We start from the raw sequence: 12,546 nt of genomic DNA, 5'->3' as shown, positions 1-12,546 counted from the left end.
GCCAAGGCCAAACCTTGGTGGTGCAGTGCGGACAATTTGTGCATTTCGTGACGGCGGGATTTCTCGCATGGTGAGAACGCCCTGTTCCGCTAAGGGGCTTGAGGGGATCATGCTGCTGACAGCCCGCAGGGCGTCCGGAAGTCGGGCACTGGCCGGGAGGGCGCTGTCCCATGGCCGACTCTCGCCCGTGGCCCCCCGCGCGATCGTTACGCTGCGTTACGACGAGCCGGACGGGGTGGGCAGCTTCGTCTGCGCCCAAGGGTCGGTCGTGGGCGTGCCGTTGCGATAGCGCTGGGCGCAACCCTCCTGCGCCCGCTGCTCGATGAGCCGGTCACCGGCGGCCGCGCCATGGGCCGCGCGCTCGGTGCGGGCCGCGGCGAGCGTGGCCAGGAGAATCGCGTTCTGCCCGTCCGAGAGGCCCTTCTCCTGGTAGTCGAGCCCCGAGCCCTGCCCCTCGTCCAGCTCCTGCTTCGCCCAGTACGTGATCAGATGCGTGCACAGCTCGGCCGGTGAAGTGGCGTGCGGTGACGGTGAGTTGAGGGACGCAGTGGCGGAGGAGGGGGTTCCGTGCGGCGCCGGTCCGCCGGAGGACGAGCAGCCCGCGAGACCGCCCGCCGCGGCGAGCGCGCACACCAGCGCGATCCCTGCTCGTGCCCGGGGCCGCGCTCGGGTCCTCATGACACGACGTTAGAACGCGGCCCGCGACGTGACAATGGCCGGTGAGTCCCCGACTCACCGGCCATGCATCCCTCAACTCGCCCGCCGCCAAATGGACTTGACCACTCCACGGCGCGGCGGTGTGCCGCCCGGCGGGCTCAGCCCTTGAGGCCCTCCGCGTCCCGCAGCAGACAGGTCAGACGCGCCGTGCACACCCGCTTGTCCTGCTCGTCGGTGATGACGATCTCGTACGTCGCCGTGGAGCGGCCGCGGTGCACGGGGGTGGCGACCCCGGTGACCAGGCCGCTGCGCACCCCGCGGTGGTGGGTGCAGTTCAGGTCCACCCCCACCGCGATCTTGGAGATGCCGCCGTGCAGCATCGAACCGACCGAGCCGAGGGTCTCGGCGAGCACCGCGGAGGCGCCGCCGTGCAGCAGCCCGTACGGCTGTGTGTTGCCCTCGACGGGCATGGTGCCCACGACCTTCTCGGCGGAGGCCTCGATGATCTGCACGCCCATGCGGGTGCCCAGGTGCCCGGCGGAGAACATGGCGGGCAGGTCCACGCCGAGGGCCGCGTACTCCTCGACGACTTCCGGCGGAAACTTCACGCTGCGCTGCTCTCCCATGGGCCCCGGCTCCGTTCGTCTGCGGTTCGTCTGCGGTCGCGGTGCCGCGACCGCACCGTCATGGCTGTATCCGCACCGTCATACCAGATGACTGAGCAAACGCTTAGGACTCAGCTCTCATTCCCCGGGGCGGCCGCCCGCTCGAACCGCACCACCACCGACTTGCTGGCCGGGGTGTTGCTGACATCGGCCGTCGAACCCAGCGGCACCAGCACGTTCGTCTCCGGGTAGTAGGCGGCGGCGCAGCCGCGCGCCGTCGGATAGTGCACGACCCGGAAACCGGGCGCGCGCCGCTCCACCCCGTCCCGCCACTCGCTGACCAGATCCGTGTACGAGCCGTCCGCGAGGCCCAGTTGACGCGCGTCCTCCGGGTTGACCAGCACGACCCGGCGGCCGCCCTTGATGCCGCGGTAGCGGTCGTCGAGACCGTAGATCGTGGTGTTGTACTGGTCGTGCGAGCGCAGGGTCTGCAGCAGCAGCCGGCCCTCGGGCACCTCGGGAACCTCCACCGGCGCGGCCGTGAAGTTGGCCTTGCCGGTGGCCGTCGGGAAACGCCGCTCGTCGCGCGGGGCGTGGGGCAGCTGGAAGCCGCCGGGGCGGGCGACCTTGGCGTTGAAGTCCTCGAAACCCGGCACGACCCGCGCGATGCGGTCGCGGACGGTGGCGTAGTCCCGCTCGAACTCCGCCCAGTCGATGGCGGACCTGGCGCCGAGCGTCGCCCGGGCCATCCGCACCACGATGGCGGGCTCCGACAGCAGCAGGGGCCCGGCCGGAGTGAGGTTGCCGCGCGAGGCGTGCACCATGCCCATCGAATCCTCGACGGTCACGAACTGGCGGCCGCCCTTCTGCACGTCCTTGTCGGTGCGGCCCAGCGTCGGCAGGATCAGCGCCCGGCGCCCGGTGACCGCGTGCGAACGGTTGAGCTTGGTGGAGACGTGAACGGTCAGCGAGGCCCGGCGCATGGCCGCCTCGGTGACGTCCGTGTCGGGCGTCGCCGCCACGAAGTTGCCGCCCATCGCGAAGAACACCTTGGCCCTGCCGTCACGCAGCGCCTCGATGGACCGCACCACGTCATAGCCGTGATGGCGGGGCGGAGCGAAGCCGAACTCCTTCTCCAGCGCGTCCAGGAAAGCCGGCGCGGGCCGCTCGAAGATGCCCATGGTGCGGTCGCCCTGCACATTGGAATGCCCGCGCACCGGGCACACGCCGGCGCCCGGGCGGCCGATGTTGCCGCGCAGCAGAAGGAAGTTGACGACCTCGCGGATCGTCGGCACCGAGTGCTTGTGCTGGGTCAGGCCCATCGCCCAGCACACGATCGTGCGCTTCGAGTCGAGCACCATCGAAAGCGCCCGCTCGATCTCGGGGCGGGTCAGGCCCGTCGCCTTGAGCGTCGCCTCCCAGTCGGCCTCCTCGGCCGCGGCCCTGAACTCCTCGAATCCATGGGTGTGTTCGCGCACGAACAGCTCGTCGACGGCACCCTCCGTCTCGACGATCAGCTTGTTCAGGAGACGGAACAGGGCCTGGTCGCCGCCGATACGGATCTGCAGGAACAGGTCCGTGAGGGCGGCGCCCCTGATCATGCCCTGCGGGGTCTGCGGGTTCTTGAACTTCTCAAGTCCCGCCTCCGGCAACGGATTCACCGAAATGATCTTCGCGCCGGCGGACTTCGCCTTCTCCAGCGCCGACAACATCCGCGGATGGTTCGTCCCCGGATTCTGCCCCGCGACCACGATCAGATCGGCCTGGTGCAGATCCTCCAGGGACACGCTCCCCTTGCCGACGCCCAGCGTCTCGTTGAGCGCCGAACCCGACGACTCGTGGCACATGTTGGAACAGTCCGGCAGATTGTTCGTACCGAACTCGCGGGCGAACAACTGCAACAAGAACGCCGCCTCATTGCTGGTACGCCCCGAGGTGTAGAACAACGCCTCGTCGGGCGAGTCCAACGCCGTCAGCTCCTCGGCGATGATCTCGAAAGCCCGCTCCCACGTGACCGCCTCGTACCGGTCGGCGCCCTCCGGCAGATACATCGGCTGCGTGATACGGCCCTGCTGACCCAGCCAGTACCCACTGCGGGCCGCGAGGTCGGCCAGCGGGTGCGCCGCGAAGAAATCGGGCGTCACCCGGCGCAGCGTCGCCTCCTCGGCGACCGCCTTCGCGCCGTTCTCACAGAACTCCGCCGTATGCCGCTTCTCGCCCTCCGGCCACGCGCAGCCCGGACAGTCGAAACCGTCCTTCTGGTTGACCTTCAACAGCGTTCGCGCCGTGCGCCGCAACCCCATCTGCTGCTGCGCCATCAACAGCGTGTGCCCGATCGCCGGCAGACCGGCCGCCGCGTGCTTGGGCGCCTCGACCTGCGGCGCGTCCTGGACCGGATCACCTGTGGGCGGCTTGCTGGCCATGGCGCTGCTCCCCTTCGAGCGAACACGTCGTGCGGCTGTGCCGATCGGACACTGCGAGCGAGCACGTCGTGCGGACCTGTGATGCCGGCACCCCGAGGACAGGCATGCGGCCCCGGGATGCGTACACCACCGATCCTGCCACGCGCCACCGACAGCCGCGCCGGGCAGGTGCGAACGCCCCCACGACCGGCGGCCGCGCCCGGGACTGGCCAGGATTGTCAGTGGGGCGTGGCAGGATCGTGGGCATGGCTGAGACAGCATCGAAGAAGACCCCGGACAACCGACCGCGCCTGCTCCTCATGGACGGGCACTCCCTGGCGTACCGGGCGTTCTTCGCGCTGCCCGCGGAGAACTTCACGACCGCGACGGGCCAGCCGACCAACGCGGTCTACGGCTTCATGTCCATGCTGGCGAACACCCTGCGTGACGAGGCGCCCACGCACTTCGCGGTCGCGTTCGACGTCTCCCGCAAGACATGGCGCTCCACGGAGTTCCCCGACTACAAGGCGAACCGGTCGAAGACCCCCGACGAGTTCAAGGGCCAGGTCGAGCTGATCGGCGAGCTCCTCGACGCGATGCACGTCGACCGCTTCGCCACCGACGGCTTCGAGGCCGACGACATCATCGCCACGCTCGCCACCCAGGCCGAAGCGGCCGGCTTCGAAGTCCTCATCGTCACCGGCGACCGCGACTCCTTCCAGCTCGTCTCCGAGAACGTCACCGTCCTCTACCCCACCAAGGGCGTCTCCGAGCTGACCCGCTTCACCCCCGAGAAGGTCGAGGAGAAGTACGGCCTCACCCCGCAGCAGTACCCCGACTTCGCGGCCCTGCGCGGCGACCCGTCGGACAACCTGCCGGGCATCCCCGGCGTCGGCGAGAAGACCGCCGCCAAGTGGATCAACCAGTTCGGTTCGTTCGCGGAACTCGTCGAGCGCGCCGAAGAGATCAAGGGCAAGGCCGGACAGAACTTCCGCGACCACCTCGACGCGGTGAAGCTCAACCGCCGCCTCACCGAGATGGTCAAGGACGTCGAGCTGCCCAAGGGCCCGGCCGGGCTGGAGCGCGCCCCCTACGACCGCAGCGCGGTGACCGGCGTCCTCGACGTCCTGGAGATCCGCAACCCCTCCCTGCGCGAGCGGCTGCTCGCCGTCGACCCGGGCGCGGCCGACGCCGAGACGGCCCCCGCGCCCGCCGCCGGCGTCGAGGTCGACGGCACCGTGCTCGGCGCGGGCGAGCTCGCCCCCTGGCTCGCCGAGCACGCGGCGCAGATCCTGGGCGTGGCGACCGTCGACACCTGGGCCCTCGGCTCCGGCAGCGTCACCGAGATCGCCCTGGCCACGGCCGGCGGGGCCGCCGGCTGGTTCGACCCGGCCCAGATCGACGAGGCCGACGAGCGGGCCTTCGCCGCCTGGATCGCCGACGCCGAGCGGCCCAAGGTCATGCACAACGCCAAGGCCGCGATGCGGGTCTTCCCCGAGCACGGCTGGAACATCGCGGGCGTCACCATGGACACCGCGCTCGCCGCCTACCTCGTCAAGCCCGGCCGTCGCTCCTTCGCCCTGGACGCGCTGTCCGTCGAATACCTCGGTCGCGAACTGGCCCCGGCCGGCGCCGCCGACGGCCAGCTCGCCTTCGGCGCGGACGACGAAGCCGAAGCCGCCGCCCTCATGACCCAGGCGCGCGCCGTCCTCGACCTGGGCGCCGCGTTCACCGAACGCCTCAAGGAAGTCGGCGCCGCGGAACTGCTGACCGACGTCGAGCTCCCCACCTCCCTCCTCCTGGCCCGCATGGAGCGCAACGGCATCGCCGCCGACCGCGCCCACCTGGAAGCCATGGAGCAGCAGTTCGCCGGCGCGGTGCAGCAGGCCGTGAAGGAGGCGCACGCCTCGGTCGGCCACGAGTTCAACCTCGGCTCGCCCAAGCAGCTCCAGGAAGTCCTCTTCGGCGAACTGGCCCTGCCCAAGACGAAGAAGACCAAGACCGGCTACACCACGGACGCCGACGCACTCGCCTGGCTCGCCGCCCAGACCGAGCACGAACTGCCCGTCCTGATGCTGCGCCACCGCGAACAGGCCAAACTGCGCGTCACCGTCGAAGGCCTGATCAAGACCATCGCGACGGACGGCCGCATCCACACCACGTTCAACCAGACCGTCGCCGCCACCGGCCGCCTGTCCTCCACCGACCCCAACCTGCAGAACATTCCGGTCCGCACCGACGAAGGCCGCGCGATCCGGCGGGGCTTCGTGGTCGGCGAGGGCTACGAGTCGCTGCTCACCGCGGACTACAGCCAGATCGAACTGCGCGTCATGGCCCACCTGTCCGAGGACGCGGGCCTCATCGAGGCGTTCACCTCCGGCGAGGACCTCCACACCACGGTCGCCTCCCAGGTCTTCGGCGTCGACAAGACCCAGGTCGACCCGGAGATGCGCCGCAAGATCAAGGCGATGTCGTACGGCCTGGCCTACGGTCTCTCCGCCTTCGGCCTCTCCCAGCAGCTGAACATCGAGGCCGGCGAGGCACGCGGCCTGATGGACACGTTCTTCGAGCGCTTCGGCGGGGTGCGGGACTATCTGCAGCGCGCCGTCGAAGAGGCCCGCGCGACGGGCTACACCGAGACGATGCTCGGCCGGCGCCGCTACCTGCCGGACCTCAACAGCGACAACCGCCAGCGCCGCGAAATGGCCGAGCGGATGGCGCTCAACGCCCCGATCCAGGGCACGGCGGCCGACATCGTCAAGGTCGCGATGCTGAACGTGGACCGCGCGCTGACCGAAGCCGGCCTCACCTCACGCCTGCTGCTCCAGGTCCACGACGAAATCGTCCTGGAGATCGCGCCGGGCGAGCGCGAAAAGGTCGAGGCCCTGGTCCGCCGGGAGATGGCGGGAGCGGTCGAACTCCGCGCCCCGCTGGACGTGTCGGTGGGCGCGGGCCACGACTGGGAGTCGGCGGCCCACTAGGTACGGCGGCCGCACCGGCCCGGAAGCGCGCGTGCCCGGGCCGGGCTGCCTCGGCGGCTCGGGCCGGTCCGCTCCCCATCGGCAGGCAACGTGCGGGTGGCGAATCAGTGAAAACCGGTCAGCCCGCGGTGTCATGGCGCCATCGGTTGCCGTAGTGTCACGTGAGTCTCGCGCTGGGGAGCGCGGACAGCCGAGTACGGGGAGGGACTTGACGTATGGCACCGCACATGGGCCGACGACTGTACAAGGGAGCGGGCACCACAGCGGTGGCCGCGCTGGCGGTGGCGGCGCTTTCCGCGTCGCAGGCGCCGGGGGTCGTGCACGCGACCACCCCGACCGACCAGGCGGCCTCCGATGCGGCGTCGAGCGCCACCCCGACCCCGCAAGCCCCGGCCTCCGGCAACTCCCCGTACTACACCGACCTTCCGCCGCTCGTGTCGCCCACGCCGCCGCCGAACGCGTCGACGGGCACGCTTCCCACCGGTGACCAGCAGGGCATACCGGCCACCGTCCTGGACGCGTACAAGCGGGCCGCGGCCACGCTCGCGACGGACCGGCCGAACTGCCATCTTCCCTGGCAACTGCTCGGCGGCATCGGCAAGGTCGAGTCGGGCCACGCCAACGGCGGCCGTGTCGACGTCAACGGCACCACGCTCACCCCGATCCTCGGCCCGGTGCTCAACGGTGCCGGGTTCGCGAACATCACCGACACCGACGGCGGCGCCTACGACGGCGACAAGGTGCACGACCGCGCGGTGGGGCCGATGCAGTTCATCCCGTCGACCTGGGCGTCCTCGGGCCGGGACGGCAACGGCGACGGCGTCAAGGACCCCAACAACGTGTACGACGCGGCGCTCGCCGCCGGTTTCTACCTGTGCGGCAACGGCCGCGACGTCGCGGTGAAGGCCGACCTGGACAAGGCGATCCTCAGCTACAACCAGTCGCAGGAGTACCTGACCACGGTCACCACCTGGTTCGACTTCTACCGGCGCGGCACCCACGAGGTCCCCGACGGCACGGGCTCGCTGCCCAGCCGCCGCAGCGACCAGACGCCCAGCAACCGCACCCCCGCCAAGCAGGGGCCGGTCACGCCGTCGACGCCGCCCAGCACCAAGCCGAGCCCCAAGCCGCCGGCCCCCAAGCCGACGAAGCCGACCGTCCCGCCGGTCAAGCCGCCTGTGCCGCCCACCAAGCCCGGCGGCGACACCACGCCGACGCCCGTGCCGCGCGCCAAGACGTTCGAGAGCACCGGATCCCAGGAACTCACCGCGTTCGCGGGCGGCGCGTTCGGCGGGCAGCCCACGGCGCGGGTGAAGGACGACTCCGGCAAGGCCATGGCGAAGCTCTCGGTGAAGTTCGAGATCGTCGGCGACACCGACACCCGCTTCACCGGCGGTGCCACCTCCGTGACCGTGACCACCGCGGCCGACGGCACGGCCGTGGCCCCGGCCCTGAAGGCGGGCGAGAAGACCGGCACGTTCACCGTGCGGGCCACCCTCTCCGCGTCCGTCCTGTCCGCCGTCGAGTGGAAGGCGACGGTCGTCGCCCGGCAGGCCGACCAGCTGCTCCGCGCCGACGAGAAGGCACTGACGGCCGCACCGTCCGGCGAGTTCGCCAACCAGGTGTCCGTGAAGGCGACCTACAAGGGCGCTGTCGCCTCCGGCGTCGCGGCATCCGCGGCCCTGATCGTGACCCCGGCGGCCGGCGCCGACCCGAAGGCCGCGCCCAAGGTCAACGACAAGGGCCCGTACTTCAAGGACGCCAAGGGCAACCCGGTCCGCGAACTCAAGGACCTGAAGACCGACGCCAACGGCCTCCTGGTCCTGCCGAAGATGTACGCGGACGCCCAGACCGGCACGTTCTCGCTCCGCGTCACCACCGAGGGCGGCGCCGCGATCACCCTCCAGCTCACGGTGGCCGCCGCCTCCTGAGGCACCTCCCGCTCCCGCTCTCCCCAGCAGCCCCTCTGCCGTCCGACGGCAGAGGGGCTGTTCGACGTGTTCTCATCTCGGCCGGGCGTTGCTACGGTGCCCACTCCTGACGACCCATCAGCTCCCGGAGGCCGAGCATGCGTGCCCTGATAGCCGCCGCGATCGGGCTGGCCGCCGCCCTCGCCATCGTCCTGACGGTCTCGGCCATCGGCGCTCCCGAGGGCAAGACCTCGCCGAAGCCGCTGCTGACCACCGTGCCCAGCGCCCCGGGAAAGATCACCCAGACCAAGTAGCGCCCGGCCGAAAGCCGCGCCGTGTAGAGCCCGTGGAGCCGGACCGAGCGCCACGCCACGTAGAGCACGTAGAGGGAGAGCAGGTCCATGCGACGCAAAGCCAGTCTCGTCCTGCTCGCCTTCGCCGTGTTCTTCGGCGCCCTGTCACCCCTGCTGCGCTGGTACGCCTTCCCCCGCCTGGCGAAGATCCCGCCCAGCCAGTACCAGGAAGCGGTTCTCGAAGCGAAGAACGCCACCCTCATCGACTACGCCACCATGCAGTCCAAGACGGTCCCCAAGGTGACCGTCGTCCAGACGCTCAAGGGCAACGTGGAGGCGGCCAAGGAGATCGAGAAGAGCGCCGGCAAGGACGTCGTGGTGTGGGACACCCTCTCCTACGTCCAGGGACCCGACGGCAAGATGGTCTCCCAGATACCCGAGCGGTACATCTTCGACGCACACAGCCAGGCACCCGTGCACGCCACCGGCGAGATGGTCGACGGCGACCCCGTGCAGCGCAAGGGCATCGAGTTCAAGTGGCCCTTCCTGACCGAGAAGCGGGACTACGAGTACTTCGACTTCCAGGCCCGCACCTCCGCGCCCATCCACTACAAGGGCACCCAGAAGTTCCACGGCCTCGACGTGTACTACTTCGAGCAGACCATCCCGTGGACCAAGGTGCCCTACCCGAAGAAGATGCCGCTGCCCGGAATCGACTCCAGCACCCTGGAGAAATCCACCGGCACCTCCCTCTGGTACACCACCACCCGCAAGTTCTGGATCGACCCCGTCACCGGTGCCCCGGTCAACGGTGAGGAGGTCAACCAGGAGGAGATGCGCGGCGGCACCCTCCTCGGGGGCCGCGACAAGGTCACCGTGTTCGCCGGCGACGTCAAGATGCGCGACGACTACGTCAACTACACCGTCGACCTGGTCAAGAAGAACCGCGTGCTGGTCCTGCTGCTCACCTCCTACCTCCCCTGGGGATTCCTCGGCCTGGCCGTCGTCCTCCTGGCCCTCTCGCTCTGGCTGGAGGCGCGCGGCCGCCGGCCCAGCGACCCGCCGCCCGCCGTCACCGAGCGTCTCGATCCCGTCATCGCCTGAGCCGCGCCCCGCTGCCCACCGGGCACTGCCCGAGCCGCTCCCCTCCCTACTGCTGTTTCAGCCGCGCCTTCGTGAATCGCGTCGCCTCCGCGGCCGTCGGATCCTCCGGCCACGGGTGCTTGGGGTAGCGGCCGCGCAGCTCGGCGCGGACCGCCCGGTAGCCGTCGCGCCAGAAGTTCGCGAGGTCGGCGGTGACGGCGGCGGGCCGTCCGGCGGGGGAGAGCAGATGGACGAGCACGGGCACGCCGGCCACCTCCGGTGTGCCGTCCAGGCCGAACATCTCCTGCAACTTGACGGCCAGGACGGGCTGTTCACCTCCGTACTCCACCCGTATCCGTGACCCGCTGGGCACCTGGATGCGCTCGGGGGCCAGCTCGTCGAGCCGGGCCGCCTCCCCGGTCGCCCACGGCAGCAGCCGGTTGAGCGCCGCCCCCGCCTCGATTCGCCCGAGGTCGGCCCGGCGCCGGGCCCGCGAGAGCTCGGGCTCCAGCCATGCGTCGGGCCGGGCCAGCAGCGCCGCATCGCGGACATCGGGCCAGGGCTCCCCGAGCACCCGGTGCAGGAAGGCGAGCCGCTCCCGCAGGCCCTGCGCGTCACGGGTCCAGCGCAGCAGGCCGAGGCCGTCGCGCGCCAGGCCGTCGAGCAGCGCGTCGCGCACGAGCGCGGCATCCGCGTTCTTCAACGGGCGGACGGACAGCTCGACCGCGCCGAGCCTGGCCACCCGGCGGGCGACGACGTCCCCGTCCTCCCAGTGCACTTCCTCGCCCTCGGCCAGGAGATGGCCCGCGGCGAGCCGGGCGGTCGCCTCGTCGATGACGGCGGCGAGCCGGACCCGGGCGGAGGCCGCCTGCACCGGCCGGTCGGCGACGGCCACCGCCAGCCAGCCCGCCGTGGCGAGCCCGGAGCCCTGGCCGACCTCGGCGCCCGTGCCGGACGCCATGAGGAAGGAGCCGCCGCCGCGCGCCCGCGCCACCCGTTCCGGAAAGGCGAGGGCCGCGACGAGCCCCGCGGCGGACTCGGCGGAGCCTCGCTCGGGGTGGCTTCCGGCGGCGGAGGCCAGGCGCCGCACCTCCTGGAGCCAGCGGGCCGCGTACCCGTCGCCGCCCCGGCGCGCGGTGCGCCAGGCCGCCGCCAGGTCGTCCCCGTACTCCCGGGGCGGCTCCTCGCTGAGCAGGGCCACCACTTCGGCGGCCCGTCGGCCGCCGACCTCCGCCGCGCCGTCGAGCAGGGCCCGGGCGAGCCGGGGGTGCAGGCCGAGGCGGGCCATGCGGGTGCCCCGGTCGGTGGCGCGGCCCTGCGGGTCCACCGCGCCGATCGCCGTCAGGACGGAACGGGCCGCCGCCATCGCGCCCGCCGGCGGTGCGTCGAGCAGGGCGAGGCCTTCCGCCGACGGGTCGCCCCAGCAGGCGGCCTGGAGGGCGAAGGCGGCGAGGTCGGCGACCTTGATCTCGGGGGCCGGGAAGCGGGGAAGACGGCTGTTCTCCGCCTCGGTCCAGCAGCGGTAGACCGCGCCCGGCTCCTCGCGGCCGGCCCGGCCCGCGCGCTGGCGGGCCGCCGCCTGCGAGGCCCGCACCGTCGTCAGCGCGCCGAGACCACGGGCATGGTCCACCCGTGGTTCGCGGGCCAGACCGCAGTCCACGACCACCCGCACCCCGGGCACCGTCAGCGAGGACTCGGCGACAGCGGTGGCGAGCACCACCCGCCGCCCCGAGGCCCCGGCGAGCACCGCGTCCTGCACGGAGGCCGGGGCCCGGCCGTGCACCTGGAGCACCTCGACACCGGGAAGGTCCCCCAACTGCCGTGCCACGCGGCCGATTTCACCGACGCCGGGCAGGAAGCACAGCACGTCGCCGTCCCGCTCGGCCAGCGCGCGGCGCACCGTGGCGGCCACGTGCGCGAGCAGCGCCGGGTCCACCCGCATCCCGTGCGGCGGCCGGACCGGCTGGGCGGGGGGCGCCCACACCACCTCCACGGGGTGCGCGACTCCGGCCGCCTCGACGACCGGCGCGTCCCCGAGCAGCCTGGCCCAGCCCTCGGCGTCCGTCGTCGCCGACGCCGCGAGCAGGCGCAGCTCCGGCCGCAGGGCCGCCCGTACGTCGAGGAGGAAGGCGGCGACGGTGTCCGCGTCGAGATGGCGCTCGTGGCATTCGTCGAGCACGACGACGTCGACTCCGGTCAACTCCTGGTCGCGTTGCAGGCGTTGGAGGAGGACGCCGGTGGTGACGACCTCGACGAGGGTGCCCGCGCCAACGGAACGCTCGCCGCGCACGGTGAACCCGACCCGCTCGCCCGTCCGCTCACCGAGCAGCCACGCCATCCGGCGCGCGGCCGCCCGGGCCGCGATCCGGCGCGGCTCGGCGACTATCACGCGCCGCGCCGGGCCACCTCCGACGAGCCCCGCGAGCACGAGCGGCACCAGGGTGGTCTTGCCCGTGCCGGGCGGGGCGCACAGCACGGCCGTGCCGTGCCCGTCGAGTGCGGCGAGCAGCTCGGGCACGGCCTCGCGTACGGGGAGGGCATCGAGTGCGGCGGTTCGGATCATGCGCTCAGTGTCGTACGTCCCGCCGGGCCGTGTGCCGCTCTGTCCACAGGGG

Annotated in this window: 8 protein-coding genes; 4 read left to right on the top strand and 4 right to left on the bottom strand. The window is 71.8% G+C overall.

All coding sequences use genetic code 11. The features are described 5' to 3' along the window. Positions 1–216: 216 nt before the first annotated feature. From ACFYZA_RS26680 to ACFYZA_RS26670, 3 genes are all read right to left on the bottom strand, one after another. Positions 217–678, bottom strand: a complete 462-nt coding sequence (locus ACFYZA_RS26680) for a hypothetical protein (RefSeq protein WP_382588960.1) — start codon at positions 676–678, stop codon at positions 217–219. Between the two features lie 137 nt (positions 679–815). Further along, entirely contained in the window at positions 816–1,283 is a 468-nt protein-coding gene (locus ACFYZA_RS26675; RefSeq protein WP_382588957.1) for a PaaI family thioesterase, read from the bottom strand. 110 nt (positions 1,284–1,393) lie between these two features. Beyond that, positions 1,394–3,685 carry an FdhF/YdeP family oxidoreductase gene (locus tag ACFYZA_RS26670; protein WP_388493118.1) on the bottom strand — a complete coding sequence of 764 codons (2,292 nt, stop codon included), beginning with the start codon at positions 3,683–3,685 and terminating at the stop codon, positions 1,394–1,396. Positions 3,686–3,930: 245 nt separating this feature from the next. Here ACFYZA_RS26670 and polA point away from each other — a divergent pair, with 245 nt between their 5' ends. The 4 genes from polA to ACFYZA_RS26650 all read left to right on the top strand — a co-directional run bounded on the left by polA (position 3,931) and on the right by ACFYZA_RS26650 (position 9,952). Then, the gene (gene polA, locus ACFYZA_RS26665) at positions 3,931–6,645 is read left to right on the top strand and encodes a DNA polymerase I (RefSeq protein WP_388493116.1); all 2,715 of its coding nucleotides are present in this window, start codon (positions 3,931–3,933) and stop codon (positions 6,643–6,645) included. A 227-nt stretch (positions 6,646–6,872) separates the two neighbouring features. After that, positions 6,873–8,576, top strand: coding sequence for a lytic transglycosylase domain-containing protein (locus ACFYZA_RS26660; RefSeq protein ID WP_382588948.1), 1,704 nt, complete (start codon positions 6,873–6,875; stop codon positions 8,574–8,576). Positions 8,577–8,713: 137 nt separating this feature from the next. After that, positions 8,714–8,869 carry an SPW_0924 family protein gene (locus ACFYZA_RS26655; RefSeq protein WP_107488360.1) on the top strand — a complete coding sequence of 52 codons (156 nt, stop codon included), beginning with the start codon at positions 8,714–8,716 and terminating at the stop codon, positions 8,867–8,869. Positions 8,870–8,956: 87 nt separating this feature from the next. Further along, positions 8,957–9,952 carry a DUF3068 domain-containing protein gene (locus ACFYZA_RS26650; protein WP_388493115.1) on the top strand — a complete coding sequence of 332 codons (996 nt, stop codon included), beginning with the start codon at positions 8,957–8,959 and terminating at the stop codon, positions 9,950–9,952. Positions 9,953–9,998: 46 nt separating this feature from the next. Here the strand turns inward: ACFYZA_RS26650 and hrpB are convergent, their stop codons facing one another. Beyond that, positions 9,999–12,494: an ATP-dependent helicase HrpB gene (gene hrpB / locus ACFYZA_RS26645; RefSeq protein WP_388493113.1), complete on the bottom strand. Its 2,496-nt coding sequence runs from the start codon at positions 12,492–12,494 to the stop codon at positions 9,999–10,001. Between the last annotated feature and the right edge of the window lie 52 nt (positions 12,495–12,546).

Source organism: Streptomyces sp. NPDC001828 (assembly GCF_042892175.1).
Classification (GTDB): Bacteria; Actinomycetota; Actinomycetes; order Streptomycetales; family Streptomycetaceae; genus Streptomyces.
The sequence above is the reverse complement of the archived record's forward strand: the minus strand, read 5'-3'. Positions and strand labels throughout refer to the sequence as shown.

Bases quoted from the DNA above. Each gene is read 5' to 3' on its own strand.
- ACFYZA_RS26680 (WP_382588960.1), bottom strand. From the start codon at position 678: ATGAGGACCCGAGCGCGGCCCCGGGCACGAGCAGGGATCGCGCTGGTG.
- ACFYZA_RS26675 (WP_382588957.1), bottom strand. From the start codon at position 1,283: ATGGGAGAGCAGCGCAGCGTGAAGTTTCCGCCGGAAGTCGTCGAGGAG.
- ACFYZA_RS26670 (WP_388493118.1), bottom strand. From the start codon at position 3,685: ATGGCCAGCAAGCCGCCCACAGGTGATCCGGTCCAGGACGCGCCGCAG.
- polA (WP_388493116.1), top strand. From the start codon at position 3,931: ATGGCTGAGACAGCATCGAAGAAGACCCCGGACAACCGACCGCGCCTG.
- ACFYZA_RS26660 (WP_382588948.1), top strand. From the start codon at position 6,873: ATGGGCCGACGACTGTACAAGGGAGCGGGCACCACAGCGGTGGCCGCG.
- ACFYZA_RS26655 (WP_107488360.1), top strand. From the start codon at position 8,714: ATGCGTGCCCTGATAGCCGCCGCGATCGGGCTGGCCGCCGCCCTCGCC.
- ACFYZA_RS26650 (WP_388493115.1), top strand. From the start codon at position 8,957: ATGCGACGCAAAGCCAGTCTCGTCCTGCTCGCCTTCGCCGTGTTCTTC.
- hrpB (WP_388493113.1), bottom strand. From the start codon at position 12,494: ATGATCCGAACCGCCGCACTCGATGCCCTCCCCGTACGCGAGGCCGTG.